General features: G+C 65.3%; 15 protein-coding genes. 10 read left to right on the top strand and 5 right to left on the bottom strand.

The genetic code is table 11. From position 1 onward, the window contains the following. Positions 1–25 precede the first annotated feature (25 nt). Positions 26–706 (top strand): tRNA (5-methylaminomethyl-2-thiouridine)(34)-methyltransferase MnmC2, encoded by a 681-nt coding sequence (gene mnmC2, locus K5R33_RS03585; RefSeq protein WP_220747593.1) that lies wholly within the window; start codon positions 26–28, stop codon positions 704–706. Further along, a complete protein-coding gene (locus K5R33_RS03580) occupies positions 703–1,572 on the top strand; it encodes a DMT family transporter (RefSeq protein WP_220747592.1) in 870 nt (289 codons plus the stop codon). Before mnmC2 ends, K5R33_RS03580 begins: the two co-directional genes overlap by 4 nt. A gap of 38 nt (positions 1,573–1,610) precedes the next feature. Here the strand turns inward: K5R33_RS03580 and K5R33_RS03575 are convergent, their stop codons facing one another. Continuing rightward, the gene (locus tag K5R33_RS03575) at positions 1,611–3,575 is read right to left on the bottom strand and encodes a lytic transglycosylase domain-containing protein (RefSeq protein ID WP_255588410.1); all 1,965 of its coding nucleotides are present in this window, start codon (positions 3,573–3,575) and stop codon (positions 1,611–1,613) included. A 154-nt stretch (positions 3,576–3,729) separates the two neighbouring features. On the opposite strand from K5R33_RS03575, the gene dapA reads away from it, so the two are divergent. The 5 genes from dapA (at position 3,730) to K5R33_RS03550 (ending at position 8,200) form a co-directional block, all read left to right on the top strand. Beyond that, on the top strand, positions 3,730–4,602 hold the full coding sequence (gene dapA / locus K5R33_RS03570; protein WP_220747590.1) for a 4-hydroxy-tetrahydrodipicolinate synthase: 873 nt from the start codon (positions 3,730–3,732) through the stop codon (positions 4,600–4,602). Then, a complete protein-coding gene (locus K5R33_RS03565; RefSeq protein ID WP_220747589.1) occupies positions 4,599–5,792 on the top strand; it encodes an MFS transporter in 1,194 nt (397 codons plus the stop codon). Before dapA ends, K5R33_RS03565 begins: the two co-directional genes overlap by 4 nt. 9 nt (positions 5,793–5,801) lie before the next feature. Further along, positions 5,802–6,278 carry an SsrA-binding protein SmpB gene (gene smpB, locus K5R33_RS03560; RefSeq protein WP_220747588.1) on the top strand — a complete coding sequence of 159 codons (477 nt, stop codon included), beginning with the start codon at positions 5,802–5,804 and terminating at the stop codon, positions 6,276–6,278. A gap of 169 nt (positions 6,279–6,447) precedes the next feature. Beyond that, positions 6,448–7,581 (top strand): MFS transporter, encoded by a 1,134-nt coding sequence (locus tag K5R33_RS03555; protein WP_220747587.1) that lies wholly within the window; start codon positions 6,448–6,450, stop codon positions 7,579–7,581. Positions 7,582–7,912: 331 nt separating this feature from the next. Further along, entirely contained in the window at positions 7,913–8,200 is a 288-nt protein-coding gene (locus K5R33_RS03550; RefSeq protein WP_220747586.1) for a hypothetical protein, read from the top strand. A gap of 25 nt (positions 8,201–8,225) precedes the next feature. On the opposite strand, the gene K5R33_RS03545 is transcribed toward K5R33_RS03550, so the two are convergent. The 4 genes from K5R33_RS03545 to K5R33_RS03530 all read right to left on the bottom strand — a co-directional run bounded on the left by K5R33_RS03545 (position 8,226) and on the right by K5R33_RS03530 (position 13,597). Further along, complete coding sequence (locus tag K5R33_RS03545) at positions 8,226–9,410, bottom strand: alpha-hydroxy acid oxidase (protein ID WP_220747585.1); 1,185 nt, start codon at positions 9,408–9,410, stop codon at positions 8,226–8,228. A 70-nt stretch (positions 9,411–9,480) separates the two neighbouring features. Next, positions 9,481–11,028 carry a hypothetical protein gene (locus tag K5R33_RS03540; protein WP_220747584.1) on the bottom strand — a complete coding sequence of 516 codons (1,548 nt, stop codon included), beginning with the start codon at positions 11,026–11,028 and terminating at the stop codon, positions 9,481–9,483. Between the two features lie 208 nt (positions 11,029–11,236). Next, a complete protein-coding gene (gene truA / locus K5R33_RS03535; RefSeq protein ID WP_220747583.1) occupies positions 11,237–12,007 on the bottom strand; it encodes a tRNA pseudouridine(38-40) synthase TruA in 771 nt (256 codons plus the stop codon). 546 nt (positions 12,008–12,553) lie between these two features. Further along, complete coding sequence (locus tag K5R33_RS03530; RefSeq protein ID WP_220747582.1) at positions 12,554–13,597, bottom strand: bifunctional transcriptional activator/DNA repair enzyme AdaA; 1,044 nt, start codon at positions 13,595–13,597, stop codon at positions 12,554–12,556. A 105-nt stretch (positions 13,598–13,702) separates the two neighbouring features. On the opposite strand from K5R33_RS03530, the gene K5R33_RS03525 reads away from it, so the two are divergent. The 3 genes from K5R33_RS03525 (at position 13,703) to K5R33_RS03515 (ending at position 17,964) form a co-directional block, all read left to right on the top strand. Continuing rightward, positions 13,703–15,103, top strand: a complete 1,401-nt coding sequence (locus tag K5R33_RS03525; RefSeq protein ID WP_373314124.1) for a YcjX family GTP-binding protein — start codon at positions 13,703–13,705, stop codon at positions 15,101–15,103. A gap of 115 nt (positions 15,104–15,218) precedes the next feature. After that, on the top strand, positions 15,219–16,316 hold the full coding sequence (locus K5R33_RS03520) for a YcjF family protein (RefSeq protein ID WP_220747580.1): 1,098 nt from the start codon (positions 15,219–15,221) through the stop codon (positions 16,314–16,316). Between the two features lie 4 nt (positions 16,317–16,320). Next, positions 16,321–17,964: an FAD-dependent oxidoreductase gene (locus K5R33_RS03515; protein WP_220747579.1), complete on the top strand. Its 1,644-nt coding sequence runs from the start codon at positions 16,321–16,323 to the stop codon at positions 17,962–17,964. The last annotated feature ends 490 nt before the right edge of the window (positions 17,965–18,454 follow it).

Below are 18,454 nucleotides of genomic sequence, written 5' to 3'. Positions count from 1 at the left end.
CCGCGCCCTCCGTCATGTCTGCGCCATGGGCATAGGGCAGGATAGGGCGGGCGAAAACCCGCAGGTGCAATGGGTCGAGGGCGTGCCGGTGGCACAGGCTTTCGACGATCCGTATTTTTCCCTCAACGACGGCCTTGCCGAGACGGAGCATGTCTTTCTCGCAGGCAACGATCTTCCCGCGCGCTTGATCCCCGGCTTTCACGTGGCGGAGTTGGGTTTTGGCACAGGCTTGAACGCCTTGGCCCTCGCGCGGCTGGCGCAGGGGATGCCAGGCGACGGGCGGATCAAGATGACGTCCTTTGAGGCCTTCCCGATGGAGCCTGCGGACATGGCCCGTGCCCTCGCGGCCTTCGATGGTTTGGCGGATCTGCCCGCCTCCTTGCTAGACGGCTGGCCCGCCCGCCAGATCGCCATAGGGCGCTTGGACCTGACGGTCATCGTCGGCGATGCGCGTGAGACTCTGCGCGCGTGGGACGGGCAAGCCGACGCCTGGTTCCTCGATGGGTTCTCACCGGCCAAGAACCCCGAACTCTGGGGCGCGGATCTCATGGCAGAGGTGGCGCGTCACACCCGACCCGGCGGGACATTTGCCACCTATACGGCGGCGGGCCACGTGCGGCGTGCGCTGTCTGAGGCGGGGTTCGACGTCACCCGCGCACCAGGGTTTGGGCGCAAACGCCATATGAGCCGGGGGAATCTACGATGACCGGAGATCGCCTGGGCATCGCTCTGATGGTCCTGACCATGCTGACCTTTGCCACCCAAGACGGCGTCTCCCGTCATTTGGCCGGGGAATACAACGTCATCATGGTGGTCATGATCCGCTACTGGTTCTTCGCTGCCTTTGTCCTGGCCGTCGCGTCGCGTCGGGCGGGCGGCTGGCGCGCGGCGGCGCGGACCGATCAACCGATGTTGCAGGTGACGCGGGGCCTCTTGCTGGCGGCAGAGATCTGCGTCGGCGTCTGGGCCTTCGTTCTGCTCGGGCTGGTGGAGGCCCATGCGATTTTTGCTGCCTGCCCGCTCATCATCGCAGCCCTGTCCGGCCCAATCCTGGGGGAGCGGGTCGGGTGGCGCCGATGGGCGGCCATTGGCGTGGGCTTCGTCGGCGTTCTGATTATCCTGCAACCGGGACGCAGCGTGTTCGCGCCCGAGGCGCTGGTGGCCGTGGCCATGGCGCTGATGTTCGCGCTCTACTCGTTGCTGACCCGCTATGCGTCCCGACGGGACAGCGCGGCCACCAGCTTTTTCTGGACGGGCGTGGTGGGCGCCGCCTTCATGACCGTGGTCGGCATTTGGTTTTGGGAGCCGATGACACCGCCGGACTACGCCTGGATGGCGCTGCTCTGCGGGCTCAGCGCCTTCGGCCATTGGCTGCTCATCAAGGTCTATGAAGTGTCCGAAGCCAGCGTGGTGCAGCCCTTCGCTTATCTCCAACTGGTCTTCGCGTCGACGGTCGGTGTGGTGATCTTCGATGAGACGGTGGAAGCCAATGTGATCCTGGGCGCCGTGATCGTGATCGCCGCCGGGCTGTTCACCTTGATGCGCGCGCGCAAGGCTGCGCACACGGATTAGTCCCGACGACGACGGACACGTCGGAGGAGGGGCGCGCCTTAGCCGCCGTTGCCGTCCCGCAATCCGCCATATCCTTCGCGCAGCCAACGGCTCAACGCGACGTCGCCCGCTTTGCCGGACAGGCGGGCGCGATAGGGCAACAGGCTTTCTGAGACCCGCATGATGTAATTGCGGGTCTCGCTGAAGGGGACGTCCTCGATCCAGTCGACCAGGTCCCGGTCTGTGGTGGCCGGGTCGCCAAACTGCGCAGACCACCGCCTGGCCCGCGATGGGCCCGCGTTATAGGCGGCTGGCACCAAGATCGTGGATTGGCCGAACTCGGCCTCCAATTCGGCCAAGTAAGTCGTGCCGAGCAGCGCATTGTACAGCGGGTCAGCGGTCAGCCGAGACTGCTCATAGTCGATGCCCAACTGGTCCGACATCTCGCGCGCCGTTCCCGGCATCAGCTGCATCAAGCCCCTGGCCCCAGCGCCTGATACGACGACGGGGTCGAACTCGCTCTCGCGGCGGGCGATGGCCAGCGACAGTTCCGGCAGGACGGTGGTTGGCAACGTTGCCAATTCGGTCACCGGAAAATAGCCCTTATGCAACTCATGTCCCGATTGCGCGGCACGTTTTGCGATCAGCAGCGCGATGTGGGGTTCGTCCAGATCCAGCGCCACGTCGATCAGCGTCCCGATCTGGTCCCGTGGCAGGGTTTCCGCCATATGGGCCATGAAGCGCTCGGCCAAGCTACGCTCGCCGATACCTTGCAGAGCAAGGGCTGCGCGCAAAACGGTGCTCCGCGCCAGGCCCGTCTCCGACAGCGGTGGAAACACCTCGGTTCCGGTCAATAGGGGATCGGCGTCCATTCCGGCCCGTTCGGCGGCCAATTGGCCGTAGAAGCTGGTCTGCCATTTCCCCCCGGCGCGATAGGCGGCTTGCGCCCCCTCCGTATCGCCCGCGGCCTCTAGCGCGCGGCCCAACCAATAACCGGCGCGGCCTTTGGAAATGGGGGAGGCCACGTTGCGGTCGAACCGACGGAAATGATCGGCGGCAGCTTCGGGCGCTTTGAGGAACCGCAACGCGATATAGCCCGCCAGCCACTCCAGGCTCGCGATGTCGTCCGCGCCGTCCTCCAGATGGTGGCGGGCGGCGACGCGGTAGGCCTCGGCCGCCCGTCCGTCCTGCTTCAGGAGCCGCGCCAGACGTCCCCTATGCCCGGCCCAAGCGACCGGGTTGCCCAGGGTGTCGGCGCTTTCATCATAGGCAAACAACAGCTCAAGCGCGTCGTCCCGCCTGTCGCGATCCAGGCGCCAGCGGAACCTCTCATAGGCCAGCCCCTGATGGTCGCGCCATGCCTCCGGTACCGCTTCGATCAGCGCGTCAACACCGGGCCGTCCGTCGCGCAGGGCGATCCGCGCCCGGGCCAGGGCCGCCTCTGGCCCGGCTGGCATGAGTGGCAGCACCCGCTCAGCCGAGTTAATGTCACCGGACCAGGTTAAGGCATCCAGGCGGGCGGGATGGTACGGCCCAATGGCGTCCCCAAACACTTCGACAAAGCCCGCGTGGCTGGAGGCGCTCATGGGACGGGTCAGCCAAAACTCAATGATCTTGGCCTCGGCTTCGGTCCTGCGGCCTTTGGCAATCAGCGATGTGGCCATCAAGAGCGTGCCGCGCGACGTCTGCGGCGTCGTCTCCGCAAAGAACGCCAGGATGCGATCCGGACTGGTGGTTGCGGGCATCCCCGCCTCCACCCGCGCCCGCAGAAGCGGCAGGCCAGGCCAGTCGGGGTTGCGCGCCAGGAAGGCCTTCGCCTCGGCAAAGCTGCCCTGCCGGTTGCGCAGCAGATGCCACATCAGCACATCGGCCACCGCTGGGTCCGCAATCCGTCCCATCGCGGCGCGGGCGCCTTCGACATTGCCTGACCGGATCTGTGCCAGCCCCACTTCCAGGTTGGGTTCCGATCGCAGCGGCAGGGCGCAGATCAGGAGCAGGGCGACAAACGCAAAACAGGCTTTCATGGTCGCACGTCCAATCATCGGTCCGACGGGGTCTGCCATCGCGAAGAATAATGCCGATCGCAGATTTCTTCATGGTCCTTCGCCTTGCCGCCGCCTGGGGCTGCGTCTAGGGTCCGGCTCGGTTTTCTACGCTCAATCTAAGGGGGATGCGTCAATGTTCAAAGGCTCCATGGTGGCTTTGGTGACGCCCTTTAAAGATGATGCCGTGGATTTCAGCGCCCTGGAAGCCCTTGTCGACTGGCACATCACCGAGGGAACCCACGGATTGGTCCCGGTCGGCACCACGGGCGAAAGCCCCACGCTGACCCATGCCGAGCACGAGGCCGTGGTCGAGGCCGTGGTCAAGCGCGCGGCGGGCCGGGTGCCCGTGATCGCGGGCGCAGGGTCGAACAACACCGCCGAGGCACAGCGCTTCGTCGCCCATGCCAAGGCCGTTGGCGCGGATGCCGCCCTTGTGGTCACGCCCTATTACAACAAGCCGACCCAGGCCGGTTTGATCGCCCACTTCGAGGCGTTGGCGGGCGAGGGGCTGCCGATCTTCATCTATAACATCCCCGGCCGCTCCGTCGTGGATATGTCGCCCGAGACCATGGGCACCTTGGCGAAGCTGCCGACCATTGTGGGCGTCAAGGATGCCACCGGGGATCTGGCCCGCGTTAGCCAACAGCGGATCACCTGTGGCCCGGATTTCATTCAATTGTCCGGCGAAGACGCCACGGCCCACGGGTTCAACGCCCAAGGCGGTGTCGGCTGTATCTCTGTCACGTGCAACGTGGCGCCCGGGCTGCTGAGCAAGTTGCACGAGGCGACCGAAGCCGGTGACTACGCCACCGCTTTGGACATCCAGGACAAGCTGATGCCCCTGCACCAGGCGATCTTTGCGGAGCCGGGGCTGGTTGGCGCCAAATACGCCCTGTCGCTCTTGGGCAAATGCGCCGAAGACGTGCGCTTGCCGCTGGTGCCCGCAACCGAGGGGACGAAGGCGCGCATCGCCGAGGCCATGCGGTTCGCCGGTCTTATTGCGTGATTTCTGACGGTCCTGGCGGCGGGCTGCCGCGCGGGCTGATCCCCCTGCTGTCGACGGGGAACTTCGTCATCGGCGTGGGCGGCTTTCTGGTGATCGGAGCCCTGGCGCCCATGGCCCGCGACCTGGGCCTGTCTGCCGCCCAGGCGGGGTGGATCATGACGACCTATGCGCTGGCCTATGCGGTGCTGTCGCCGCTGCTGGTGGCGGTGACGGGCGGGATGGGCCGTCGGCGTGTTCTGGTCCTGGGGATGGCGCTTTTTGCCTTGGGCGCGCTTGGCTCGGCTGTGGCCCCTTCAGTGGAAATGCTGTTCGCGGCGCGGATGATCGCGGCGGCGGGGGCGGGGATGACAACGCCTGTGGCCGCAGCTGTGGCGTCGGCCCTTGCGCCACCGGAGCAGCGGGGCCGCGTTTTGGCGCATGTCTTTCTGGGGCTCACCCTTGCCGGTGTTTTGGGCGTCCCACTGGGCAGTTGGGTTGCCTATACATTTGGCTGGCGCGTGGCCTTTGGCGGTGTGGCCGTTGCAGCGGGTCTGATGACGATGGTCCTTTGGCGGCGCGTGCCCGTGGGCTTGCGGTTTCAACCGGTTCGCCTTGGGGACTTGGGACGCATGTTGATGAATGGGCGGCACATGCTGGCCATCTCTTTCACCGCTTTGTTCCTTGGGGCGATCTATGTCCCTTACACCTATATCGCGCCCCTGCTGGAGGACCGGATGGCCCTGGGCCGGGATGGGGTCACGGTGGCGTTGATTATCTGCGGTATCGGGGCCGTTGCCGGCAACCTCTTGGGCGGGTCTTTGTCTGACCGCATGGGGGCGTTTCGCACCCTGTTGTATTTGGCCTGCGCCCAGGTCGTCCTGATGCCGCTGCTGTCGCTTTTGCCGGTGCCCCTGACGGCTGCCATCGTGCTGCTGCTGATCTGGAATGCCTCTGGCTTTGCGTTCAATTCATCCCAGCAATCGCGGTTGGTGACACTGACGGGCACGCAAGCGCCGGTTGCCTTGGCGCTGAACGCGGCGGCAATCTATGTGGGCGCGGCCATAGGCGGGGCCATCGGCAGTGGCGTCATCGCCCAGGCGGGGCTGGGGGCCTTGGGGCTGGCCGGGGGGCTCTGCGCGGTCTGTGCCATCGTCGGATTGGTCTGGTCCCAGAGGCTCAGCCCCGTGGACACGGACCCCGCGCGTCCCTAGATGGCGTCCATGGCCAAGAAAGACGACAACAAGAATTACAAGGTGATCGCCGAAAACCGGCGGGCTCGCTACGACTATGCCATCGAGGATGATCTGGAATGCGGGATCATGCTGGAAGGATCCGAGGTCAAATCCCTGCGCGTGGGCGGTAGCAATATCGCCGAAAGCTACGCTGAGGTGAAGGAGGGCGAGGTCTGGCTGGTGAACGGCTACATCGCGCCCTACGCCCAGGCCAAGACCTTTGGTCACGAAGAGCGCCGCCGCCGCAAGTTGCTGGTCTCCAAGCGGGAGGCGGCGAAGCTCTGGAATGCGACCGCCCGCGAAGGCTACACGATCGTGCCCCTGGTGATGTACTTCAACCACCGCGGGATCGTGAAGCTGAAGGTCGGGATCGCCAAGGGCAAAAAGACGGCTGACAAGCGCGAGGCCAGCGCCAAACGCGACTGGCAACGCCAAAAGGCGCGTCTGATGAAAGACCACGGGTAGCGCCTGCTAAGCGGACGGCTGCGCCGAAGGTTTTTTGTCAGATGGGGGGCTGTGCCCCCCGCGCCTGCGGCGCCCCCCCTGAGTATTTTTGCCGAGAAGAAGATCGGGGCTTGCCTTTTGGTGTGGTCCTGCGTCGTGTGGCGCGGACGATTTCTCGAAAGATCTGGCTATGTCTATTCTGTCTGCCCTTTGGGTGAGCCGACCGACGGTCGCCGCCTTCATGGCCGTTGGATTTACCTGGGGGTGTTTTGCCGCCATGGCGCCGGTGTTGAAGGCGCGGATCGGGGTGGATGACGCCACCTTCGGCCTGATGCTGTTGGGCACGGCCATCGGACTATCGACAACGCTCTGGGCGGCGCCGCGTTGGGATCGTGCCATGGGGGTCTGGGCCCTGCCCCTGGGCACGGTGATGCTGGCGGCGATGGTGGTCTTGCCCGGTTGGTCGGGCGCCGCGTTTGGGTTGTTCTTGGTGCTCTGCGCCATGGGGGCCACGTCTGGTCTGTTGGACGTGGTGATGAATGCGCGCGTCTCAGAGGTGGAGGCCCGCACCAATCGCAGTCTGATGAATGTGAACCACGCCATGTTTTCCGTGGCCTACGCGGTATCGGCACTGCTGACAGGGGCCATGCGCGAAGCCGGTTGGGGCCCTGAGATGATCTTTGCGGTGGCGGCGGCGCTGGTTTTGGCAACGGCGCCGTTCCAGCGAATGTCCACCCAAGGGACCCCGGACGCGGATGGGCCTCAGGCGGGGTTGCTCATTGGCCTGGTCGTGACCTGTGGGGTCATCGTGATGATCGCCTTCATGGCCGAGGCCACGGTCGAAGCCTGGTCCGCCCTTCATATCGAGCGCACCCTGGGCGGTGGCGCAGCCGAAGGGGCCTTTGGCCCCGCGATGCTTGGGATGACGATGGCCGTCGGACGGTTCTCGGGGCAGGCCGTGGCGGCGCGCTTTTCCGAGCTCTTTGTCATCCGGGTCGCAGTGGGGTGCTCGGCCCTGGGGGTCTTGATCGCTGCGGCGGCCCCCACACCAGCGGTGGCCTACGTCGGGTTCGGATTGCAGGGCTTGGGCGTTTCGGTGATCGGGCCCATGGGGCTGGCCTTGGCCGGGCGGATGGCGGGGGCCTCGGTGCGGACGGCTGTCATCGCCCGGGTGGCGATCATCGGGTTTCTGGGGTTTTTTATCGCGCCCGCGCTCATGGGGCTTGGCGCCGAGGTCTTCGGTCTCCGCTGGGCCTTTGCTGGCGTGGCGCTGCTGTTGGCGGTCATCTGGCCGCTGAGCCTTTCGGCTCGGGTGCGGGCCTGAGGGGCGTGGCTGGCGGGGCATAAGCCGACGGCTTTCACGGACGATCCGGGGCGCGCTGCTGGTCCTTATGCTGTCCACCTTAGCCTTTCTGATGTGAGAGTTCGCGGTTCCTCGGTCCGAGCCCTATGCCGCGTCGGACGAGATCACGTTTCGCCTTGCGTGGGTGCTGCATCTGTTTGCTACCCGGGCTGTGAACAGCCGATGGAAAGAACATTTGTCTGCGTGTCTCGCGGACCTCGGTCCGCCAGAGAAGGCCGTCTTGGCACCAAGTGGCGCGGGCCTGCGCGTCTCTGTCTAAGTCCGGAATAGCACCGGCAAGGGGATCGCTGGCTTGATCGTGAAACCAGAGGACCCAGTGATGGCCACGGAGGGCCTCGATAGTGTGACGGAGATATGGTTCCGGGCGATCCCGCCCGGTGGGGCAGGCACGTATATCGAGAGGGTGGACCTGTTGCCTAGCCTATTCCCCGAGGGAAAACGCATACCGCTGATCGTGGTCGATGTGTCGGATGCCAATCACCAGCCCCTGCTGGAGGAGCTGTTTCTGACCAGTTTACCTCATGTGAAATCCCGCCCCGCGTTCGAGGCCGCGCGGGATAGACTGTGCCGGGAGACGTAGCAGACCTCGGGCCATCCGCCCCAGATCAACCGTTGCGTGCTGGCGTCTCCCACTCACCGGCAAAGCCTTTGGGGACCAGGGTGATATGGGGCCCAACGTCGTGGATGTTTTTCTCGCCGCACAGCGCCATGGTCGTGTCCAGCTCCTTGTGGATGACCTCCAGCGTCTTGGTGACGCCCTTCTGTCCCATGGCGCCCAAGCCATAGATGAATGCGCGCCCGATGTAGGTGCCCCGCGCGCCCAGCGCCACGGCCTTCAGCACGTCCTGACCGGTGCGGATGCCGCCGTCTATGTGGACCTCGGTCTCGCCACCCACGGCGTCCATGATTTCCGGCAGCATGCGGATCGAGGACAGGGCGCCGTCCAACTGACGCCCCCCGTGGTTCGACACGATGATCGCATCGGCCCCGACCTTCAGCGCCATGCGAGCGTCCTCGGCGTCCAGAATCCCCTTTAGGATCAGCTTGCCGCCCCATTTTTCCTTGATCCGGGCGATCTTGGACCAATCCAGTCGGGGGTCGAATTGCTCCGCTGTCCAGGATGAGAGGGAGGAGGCGTCTTTGACCCCCTTCGCATGGCCCACGATATTGCCGAAGAAGCGGCGCGGGGTCTGGGCCATCTCCAGCCCCCAACCGACCTTGGTCATCAGGTTGGCGATGGTGGCGGGGGTCAGCTTGGGCGGAGCGCTCAGCCCGTTCTTCAGGTCCTTGTGCCGTTGCCCCAGGATTTGTAGGTCCAGCGTCAGCACCAGCGCGTCGCAGCCCGCATCGCGGGCCCGTTCGATCAACCGGTCCACGAAGTCCTCGTCCCGCATCACATAGAGCTGGAACCAGAACGGTTTGGAGGTCCGCTTGGCCACATCCTCGATGGAACAGATCGACATGGTGGACAGGGTGAAGGGCACGCCGAAATCCTCGGCGGCGCGGGCGGCCAGGATCTCGCCATCGGCGTGCTGCATCCCCGTCAGGCCCACGGGCGCCAGTGCAACGGGCATCGAGACCTCGCGCCCCACCATGGTCGTGGCCGTCGACCGCCCTTCCATATCCACGGCCACGCGTTGGCGCAGGCGGATCTTGCTGAAATCGCTCTCGTTTTCGTTGAAGGTCTGTTCCGTCCAGCTGCCCGATTGGCAGTAGTCGTAAAACATCTTGGGAACCCGACGGCGATAGATCTTATGCAGGTCGTCGACGGTCGTGATGACGGGGGCCATGGCCACTCCTCGGAACAAACGGGCTGAATTGGTAAGAAGTCCTAACCAATATCGACCCTTTGGGCAAGTGTCACAGCAGCCGCAGGGCGAGCGAGAGCCATTCGACGCAGTCCAAGACCACCAGCCCGAGGTCGCCGATTCCGCCCCGCACCAGCCAGATCAGCCCCGTGACCCCTACGGCCACCACTGCGCAATAGGCCAGCCCGATCAGCGACCAGGCGAGCGTGCTGCCCAACACAGGCAGGTCGCCGCCTCCCGCTTCGACGGGCTGGGCCAACCACAGCTTCGCGCGCAGGGGCACCCAGGTGAAGGCGCTCAGCGCCACGATCAACAGGTGGACGATGGTGGGGACGAGGGTCGTCAGACAGGACAGGATCAACCAAGTGTAGGCTCCCCCCGCCTCCGGGTTGCGCAGGTCAGCGAAGACGGTGGGCAGGTCGAACAGGGGGCCCGCCACGGCATAGGCATTTATTAGCGCCACAAAGGCCACCATCGTTACGCCCAGCCCGATTAGAAACACCAGCGCCATTGCGGCGTCTATGGCGCCCAACACGGCAATCCGCACCGACGGCCCCCGCTGCCCGAACCATCCCTTGCGGATCAGGGTGAGAGTGGTGCCGTAAGACAGGTAGTCGAAGGCCGCGTTGAGGAGTGGGAGTAGGGCGAGCGCAAAGAGGAAGGGGCGAAAGTCGTCCCCGCTGTTACTCAGTTGGATTATTGAAATGGACACTGTAGTGAGGCCAATCATCGCCAGCCAGAAAAACACAAGAGCGACCCTGCCAGGACCGCTCCAAACCGCCAGCCCAATGGCAAATGCTACTACAATTCCCCCGGATGGGAACTCGGATAGCGCGCCCGCAATTGTGACTGTGATTGCGAACGCAAACGAACCTGATGCAACTGCAGCGAATGCAATTGCCATTGCAGGTGCGAGCAAACCTGTATTTGCTCCTACGAACGCACCTGTGATTTCTAGCGCAAATATTAATGTGAATGTCGATACGAAGTAGACGGCCAAAATCAACTCGGCGACAAACTGCAAGCTATCTCGCGCACCAGCGAACGTTATGATGTGAAGAGAAGTTCCAAAGACTAGCGGACCTATAACCGCCGCGCGCCAGTACCAAGAAACGCTCCCGGCTAAGATGGTTTGGCCTCCCACACCCGTGTCCGCATTTGTCACCGCCCATTGCAGCAGCAGCGCCAGCAGCGGGTAGATGATCGCAAGCTTCAGAGCAACATTTCCTACGGGCCAAGAAAAAGGATCCTTCATGAGCGCCTTAACTTGTGCGCCGTCTGCAACCTCAAAATTGAGATAGGCATTCAGACGCGCCAAGCCCTTCTCCGGCGAAGGCCCCTGCCGCACCTTAGGCGCCATCATGCGCCCCAACAGTCGCAGCAGGCCATCGACCGCACGCGTATAGAGGCCCGGCCCATCCACCCTGGTCATGAACCCGACGATCCTATCCCGGTCCTCGGGCTTGCCGGTGGCGTAGTTCAGGACCCCGAACAGCAGGGCCCAAAGATAGATCGCAAGGTCGACCCAGACGGGCCATTCCGTCCCAAGCGTCAGCCCCGTGGCCGCCGCAAGGACCCCGCCAACCATCACCAAATGCATAAACGCTCGCCCTGCCGTTTCTGGTGCCCATCAAGACGGCTGATCCCGCGTCCGTCAACGACTCACGGGCCACGGGCAGAACGCTTTCCAAAGCGTTAACGGACGTCGTCTGCACCCATAGTCTGTACGGAGGGTGTACTGATGGCGTACCGGGGGTGACCCCGAATTTTAGACAAAATTACAGCGCCTTAAGACCTGCCCGTTGCTCCTAGGACACGAAGGGGTCCGCCTCGTATCCCACCCCCGTGAGCACCAGCCCATCGGGCGGTGACACGGGGCCGCAGGCTGCGCGGTTGCGGGCGGCGAGCGCTTCTGCAACGCGGTCGGGCGGCCAAGACCCTGCGCCCACCCGCTCTAACGTGCCAGCGATGCTACGCACTTGATTATGCAGGAAACTCCGCGCCCGGATGTGCAGCCGGATGTCCTGCCCGCCGGGGTAGGGGGCCTCTTCGATGGTGATCTCATCGAGGGTCTTGACCGGGCTTTTCGCCTGACAGATCGAGGCCCTGAAGGTCGTGAAATCATGCAATCCGATCAGATGCTTGGCCCCCTCGCGCATGGCATCCACATTGAGCGGGCCGATCACCCGCCAGGCTTGACCCGCGTCCAGCGTCAAAGGCGCCCGCCGCGCGATGATGCGGAAGGTATAGCGCCGCTCCAACGCCGAAAAGCGCGCGTGCCAATCGTCGTCCACAGGCGCGCAAGCGGTCACCGCGATGGGCATGGGCTTCAGATGCCAGTTCACGGCTTCCGATAGGCGGAAGGCACTCCAATCCTTAGACAAATCCGCGTGGGCCACTTGGCCTGTCGCATGCACTCCGGCGTCCGTCCGACCGGCGGCTGCAATGCTGGGCACGGTCGGGTCGAGGGCGCGCAGGGCCTCCTCCAGGCGCTGTTGCACGCTGTCAGGGCCGTCCTGACGTTGCCACCCTGCAAAGGGGCGGCCGTCATATTCAATGCGCATGGCGTAGCGAGGCATGGCCGTCCCATAGGGCCGGCCGGGGGCTAGGGGCAAGGGCCTGCGTCGGCGCCCGCACGACATGTAGTCGATGGGTGATTTGGGGGTGACGGTGGTATGATCTGTGTCGGACGTCGATTTGTGATTTGTTAATCCGCTTCATGCGGTGATCGAGCTGATTTGTCCGGACACCGGAGCCGCCCTGTCGCCGGGTGCGAACTTCCCGAACCCTTCCGGAACGCTGACGAGGTCCTGCATCTGTCCCGGGTGCTTTCCCCAACAGGCATCTGTTCCTGTCAGGGGCCATACGGGCGGTTGGCTCCGGCATGCGGGAGGATCAGTTCAGCCATATGTCCGACAGGTTTGTGCTTGTACCGCTAGCGGCTGGTATGAGGTTCAAAGATATGGCCGAGATGGCCAATGAACACATCGGTCTGCGCGGTTACTGCCAGTTGTTCGACACGGGTCGGCAGGCCTAAGCGAGCGCCTGGACCTGCCTCGCTAGCGACCCAGGTTGCGGGGTTGCGCAGGGAGGGTGCGGTGGTCACGGTCCGGGTCAGCGCGGCCTTAGGCGTAGGCGCGTTCGACCTCGATCAGGCGTCGTTTGCGCCACAGCCCGCCCCCATAGCCGGTCAGCGATCCGTCGGCCCCTAGGATCCTGTGGCAGGGGATCGCGATGGCGATGCGGTTCGCCCCATTGGCACGGGCGACGGCGCGGGTGGCTTCTGGACGGGCGATGGCTTGGGCGATGTCTGAATAGCTGCGTGTTTGACCCGCCGGGACCTGGCGCAGGGCCTCCCAAACCTGTCGCTGGAACGGTGTGCCACCAGGGTGCAGCGGGGTGTCGAAGGCCGCGTCTTGACCGGCCAGATAGGCTGTCAGTTCGGCCTCGATCCGATCCGTCGGTGGCAGGCGCCCCAGCCCGAGGGATCCCTTCGCCTCCCGCTGCAGGACCTTGAGCTCGCGCGGGAGGGCGGGCCGGTCCGCGAACTCCAGCAGGTGTAGATGGGTCTTGCTGGAGACGGCGACCATGGGGCCGAGGCCGGTATCTATCCAATCGGCTTGTAGCAGCGCGTCGGCCTTCAGGTGCCCGGGCGCGGTGCCGAGGTGGCGGGCAAAGGCCGCGCGAAAGCCCGAAGCGCTGTCGAAATCGGCGGCCAACTGGGCCTCGATCACGGCGCCGCCGTCGCGCAAGGCCTTGGCCCCGCGCCCCAACCGCCTGAGCCGCGCCATGGCCAGGAATGTCATGCCGAACTGACGGCGAAAGGCGCGGCGAATGGTGGACGGATCATAGCCCTGCGCGGCCACGTCGTCTTCGGTCCACCGGCGGTCGGGCGCGCGCTCCAAAGCCTCAAGCAGGTCACGGACGGCGGGGTCTTGGCCTTCGGTGAGCGGGTGGCACCGCTTGCAGGGGCGGAACCCGGCCTCCAGGCAGGTGGCGACTGAGGCGTGGAACCGGCAATTGACGCGCTTCGGTTTGGGGGCGGGACAGGTCAGGCGGCAAAAGATACCGGTCGAGGTCACGGCGACCCAGGCCTGACCGTCATAGGCAGGGTCGCGGGCCAGAAGCGCGGCGTAAAGCGTGTCGTCGGAGGGCAAGTCGAACAGCATGGCCCGACCCTACCGCGCCCACCGGGGTCGTGCAGCCTGATTTCGGGCGTGGCTTTTCCTCCGGCGTTTGCATCCCTATCTTTGCGACCAAGGCCAAGGGGACGCGTGATGATCGGACGGTTTGCGGATGCGGTGACGCGCGGCGTGGAGGATGTGGCCAATAGCGTGACCGAGGTGTTCGACCCCACGGTGCGTCTTGGCGTCACTGGCCTCAGCCGGGCGGGCAAGACGGTCTTCATCACCTCACTTGTCGCCAACCTTATGGATCGGGGCCGCATGGGCGGGTTCAGCGGCGCCAGCCGGATCGAGACGGCGTTTCTGCAACCCCAACCGGACGATACCGTTCCCCGGTTCGAGTTTGAGAAGCATTTGGGTGCTTTGACCTCCGCCCAACCCCATTGGCCCGAGGGCACCCGCGCCGTGTCGGAGCTCCGGCTGTCGCTGAAGGTGCGGCCCTCGGGGATGCTGGGCGGGTTGCGCGGCCCGCGCGTGGTGCATTTGGACATCGTGGACTACCCTGGGGAATGGCTGCTGGACCTGGGGTTGATGGAAAAGACCTATGACGCTTGGTCCGCACGGGCGCTGACGCGGCTGGCATCCTGGGGGGCCGAGGGCTACGCCGCTGCGATGGCCGAGGTCGATGGCGCGGCCAAATTGCAGGAGCCTGTGGCCCAAACCTTGGCGGCCGCCTACACCTCGGCGCTGCGGGCGGCGCGGGACGCTGGGGCCTATGACTTGACGCCTGGGCGGTTTCTGCTGCCCGGGGATCTTGAGGGCTCGCCCGTGCTGACCTTCGCGCCTCTGCCGCCCGGAGAGGCCCCGCGCGGGTCCCTGCGCCGAGAGATGGAGCGACGGTTCGACGCCTATAAGGCCAAGGTCGTGCAACCGTTCTTTCGTGACCATTTCGCCCGGCTTGACCGGCAGGTGGTTCTGCTGGATGTGCTGGGCGCGATCCGTCGCGGACCCCGTGCCGTCGAAGAGATGCGCGCCGCGATTGCCGATATCTTGAGTGCATTTAAGCCGGGGGCGCTGGGCTGGCTAATGGCGCTGCTAGGTGCGCGGCGGGTGGATCGTGTGCTCTTCGCGGCAACAAAGGCCGACCACCTGCACCACACCCAGCATGCGCGGCTAACCGATATCTTGGACGCCATGGTGTCAGACGCCCGTCGGAGGGCGGATTTCGCAGGGGCCGGAACGCGGGTCCTGGCGTTGGCGGCGTTGCGTGCGACCGTCGAGGAAGAGCGTGTGCACAAAGGCGAAACGCTGCCAGTGGTCCGCGGTCGGTTGATGGAAACCGGGAAGGAGGCCGCGCTCTTCCCCGGGGAGTTGCCACCCGATGCCAGTCATATCCTGACACCCGCAGCCCAAGGGGCGGAGGTCTGGCTCGACGGAGACTACGACCTGATGGAGTTCGCGCCCGCGCCCCTGACCCTGCGCCCAGGAGAGGGGCCGCCGTTCATCCGCCTGGACCGCGCGGCCGAGTTCTTGCTGGCGGACCGGGTGTGAGGGGCTTGCCTGGGGAGGGGGCCGCCAATTTTCTCAGAAAATTGGGCACCAGGCCGCCGCCGTTGCAACGCTGTTCGGGCGGCATACCTGTACCGAGAAGCCACGGAGGACGCCCATGACGACGTCGACCCCAGGTCCCCGCCGCCGTGGGGCCGTCCTGTTTGACCTGGAAGACACACCGGTATCGAAGCCAGGTGCGGCCTCTGCGGCGCGTACGGCCCCGGAAAAGCCTACCGGAACAGAGGCACCGTCCGGGACCGAGACGCCCGTTGACCCAGCGTCCGCCCCTCCCGTGCCCGATGAGATCGGGCCGCCGCCGCCCTCGGGCCAGGCCATGCAGACCGTGGCCCTGTTGGCCACCCGGCGGGAGCGGTCTTTGGCAGGCTGGTTCTGGGGGACCTTGGGGGCGGTTTTGACCTTTGCCGTGTCGGTTGCCGCGTGGGAGTTCGTAGCGGGCCTCTTGGCCGCCAACCCGCTCCTGGGTCTGTTGGCGACGGCGCTTGTGGCCGCGTTCTTGATCGTTTGCGCTGCGGTCATCTTGCGGGAAATCAGCGCCCTGTCACGGCTTGGTCGGATCGATGGCTTGCGCCGCGCCGCAGCCGCGGTCACCGACCTTGCGTCGGCCCGCGCACTGGCGGACCGAGTGGCGGGCTTTTACGCGGGCCGGTCCGACACCAAGTGGGGCCGCGATGCGCTGGCCGCGCGGCGGGAGGACATCTTTGACGCCGATGCCATGGTCGCGGCTATCGAACGCGATGTGCTCGCTCCCCTGGACACCGCCGCCGCGCGGGAGGTCGAGGCAGCCGCCCGTCAGGTCGCGCTTGTGACGGCGGTCGTGCCCCTTGCCCTGGCGGATGTGGTGGCAGCGCTGACCGCCAACCTGCGGATGATCCGGCGGATCGCGCTGATCTACGGCGGGCGCGGCGGCACGCTCGGGTCGTGGCGCTTGGCGCGCACGGTCCTCACCCATCTGGCGGCCACGGGGGCCGTGGCCGTGGGGGACGACCTGATCCACTCCGTCGCGGGCGGTGGTGTCCTGGCCAAACTGAGCCGTCGCTTTGGCGAAGGGATGGTGAATGGCGCGCTGACCGCGCGCGTGGGCCTTGCCGCGATGGAGGTGTGCCGCCCGCTGCCATTCACCCACGAACGCCCGCCCCGCATCACTGCGCTGGTCCAGCGCGCATTGACCGGCCTGTTCGGTCCCAAGGAGTAGCCCTATGGAATCCCTTGCTGCCGATCTGCGTACCATGGTGCGCACGCCCCTGACCGAGGCCCATGTGGCGCGCATCCGCGAGATTGCGGAGGAGGTTGTCCTGCCCCCAAAGACGACATTCGTGTCCCTGGGGGACCCAATGGACACCTTCTATTACATGTTGGAAGGCGAGGCTGAGGCTGTCGATCCGCTGACGGGGGGGCGCTATGGCGACGGGGCGGTCCTGGGACCCGGTCAGTTCGCGGGCGAAATCAGTTTCTTGACCGGTGCCAGGGCCATGCTCGGCATGCGGACGGTGACCGAGGCCCGGATGTTGGCGGCGCCCCGCGATCCCATGCTCGCGCTCATGGGCCAGGTGCCGGAGATGTCGGATATCATCGTGACGGTGATGTCGGCCCGCAGGCGGCGCCTTCTGGAAAGCGACCAGGCGTCATTGACGCTGATTGGGATGGACCGGGACCGGGATATTCGCGCGATTGGCGCCTTTGCGGCGCGCAACCGCATCCCCTATCGCGCCCTTGATCTCGACGATGCGGAGGCCGGCGAGATCGCCACGTCCTGCGCTTTGATCCCGCAGCATCCAGCCGTCGTCTACGGCAAGGACCAAGTGATCGAGGACCCAACGCCGCGCAAGGTCGCCGCGCTTTATGGCTTGGATCTGGATCTTGAGGCGGATGTTGTCCACGACGTGCTGATCGTGGGGGGCGGCCCGGGCGGGATCGCGGCGGCGGTCTATGCGGGGGCCGAGGGGTTGAGCGCTTTGGTGGTGGAAGATGCGACCATCGGTGGGCAGGCGGGCACCTCTAGTCGGATCGAAAACTACATGGGCTTTCCAACCGGGATTTCCGGCGCGGACCTGTGTTGGCGTGGCGAAGTGCAGGCCATGAAGTTTGGCACCCGGTTTGCCGTCCCGCGCCGGGCGACGGCCCTGACGGTCGACGATTCTGGGATTTTCTGCGTGACCTTGGACGATGGGACGGAGACCTGCGCCCGCTCCATCGTCATCGCGACGGGTGTGCAATACCGTCGGTTGCCTTTGGGGCGGCTGGAGGACCTGGAGGGCGCGGGAATCTACTACGCGGCCACTGAGACGGAGGCGCGGTTTTGCAAGAACACCGATGTGGTCATTATCGGTGGTGGGAATTCGGCGGGACAGGCGGCCATGTACCTGTCGCGCCATGCCAAATGTGTGCATCTGCTTGTGCGGCGCGATAGCTTGGCTGCCTCTATGTCGTCGTATCTCTCGTCCCGGTTGGAAGCCGATCCCAACATCCAAATCCACTACCAGACCGAGGTTGCCGGGTTGGAGGGCGACGATCACCTGTCGGCGGTCACCCTCAAGGGCGCGGGTGTTGCAGACGGGCCCACGCGCATCGAGACTCGCGCGCTGTTCATCATGGTCGGCGCTGCGCCCAACACCGCGTGGTTGGGGGGCGCGGTTCAGTGTGACGGCAACGGGTTCCTTCTGACCGGCCAAGCGGTTGGCAAGGACAGCCCCTTCGCGACATCCCATGATGGTATCTTTGCCGTTGGGGATGTGCGCCATGGCTCGGTCAAGCGTGTAGCAAGCGCGGTTGGTGAAGGGTCTGTCGTGATTTCAAAGGTCTGGGATCATGTCACCGCTGCGAAGCGGGCCGCCGAGGGCTAGGGCGCTTGCCCGGATGGCCGGTCGGCGGTCCTTTAGACAGGGCCGCGTCGGATGACGTCTGCCGCGTGACCCCAGACCCTATGCTCAGGCGCGGGCCACAGAAAACCTGTTTGACTGCCGACCCACCGCAAGAACGGGTCATCGCACCGATGCCTTAGCGCGGTCTTTGCGTCCAGGTTCACAGAGTGGCGCAAGTCACGCTCGGCGATGCGAACCCATTATCCGCAGCCCGTGACCCTATGCCATGATCCCACGGACCCAGCGTCCAGGATCTCTCCAAATGATCAGCCTCTGGGTATCCGGCGCCCCTCCGTGCCCAGTGTGATCCGCCACAAGACGGTCTCGGGGTCTCAACACCCGTTGCGCACCAAATCTCGATCAGGGTGTCAGACACCAGTCCAGTCCCGCGACCAAGCATAACCGCCCGATCAGCTATCACCCGCGGGGAAACGCCCCCGGCTGGGGGTCGACGTCCAGCACGGCGCCGAAC

It is taken from the genome of Jannaschia pagri (assembly GCF_019655435.1).
Taxonomy (GTDB): Bacteria; Pseudomonadota; Alphaproteobacteria; order Rhodobacterales; family Rhodobacteraceae; genus Jannaschia; species Jannaschia pagri.
This window is presented reverse-complemented; position numbering and strand designations above follow the sequence as displayed.

What these genes read in the sequence shown, in the direction of transcription:
- mnmC2 (WP_220747593.1), top strand. Translation starts at nt 26, where the DNA reads ATGGGCATAGGGCAGGATAGGGCGGGCGAAAACCCGCAGGTGCAATGG.
- K5R33_RS03580 (WP_220747592.1), top strand. Translation starts at nt 703, where the DNA reads ATGACCGGAGATCGCCTGGGCATCGCTCTGATGGTCCTGACCATGCTG.
- K5R33_RS03575 (WP_255588410.1), bottom strand. Translation starts at nt 3,575, where the DNA reads ATGAAAGCCTGTTTTGCGTTTGTCGCCCTGCTCCTGATCTGCGCCCTG.
- dapA (WP_220747590.1), top strand. Translation starts at nt 3,730, where the DNA reads ATGTTCAAAGGCTCCATGGTGGCTTTGGTGACGCCCTTTAAAGATGAT.
- smpB (WP_220747588.1), top strand. Translation starts at nt 5,802, where the DNA reads ATGGCCAAGAAAGACGACAACAAGAATTACAAGGTGATCGCCGAAAAC.
- K5R33_RS03555 (WP_220747587.1), top strand. Translation starts at nt 6,448, where the DNA reads ATGTCTATTCTGTCTGCCCTTTGGGTGAGCCGACCGACGGTCGCCGCC.
- K5R33_RS03545 (WP_220747585.1), bottom strand. Translation starts at nt 9,410, where the DNA reads ATGGCCCCCGTCATCACGACCGTCGACGACCTGCATAAGATCTATCGC.
- K5R33_RS03540 (WP_220747584.1), bottom strand. Translation starts at nt 11,028, where the DNA reads ATGCATTTGGTGATGGTTGGCGGGGTCCTTGCGGCGGCCACGGGGCTG.
- truA (WP_220747583.1), bottom strand. Translation starts at nt 12,007, where the DNA reads ATGCCTCGCTACGCCATGCGCATTGAATATGACGGCCGCCCCTTTGCA.
- K5R33_RS03530 (WP_220747582.1), bottom strand. Translation starts at nt 13,597, where the DNA reads ATGCTGTTCGACTTGCCCTCCGACGACACGCTTTACGCCGCGCTTCTG.
- K5R33_RS03520 (WP_220747580.1), top strand. Translation starts at nt 15,219, where the DNA reads ATGACGACGTCGACCCCAGGTCCCCGCCGCCGTGGGGCCGTCCTGTTT.
- K5R33_RS03515 (WP_220747579.1), top strand. Translation starts at nt 16,321, where the DNA reads ATGGAATCCCTTGCTGCCGATCTGCGTACCATGGTGCGCACGCCCCTG.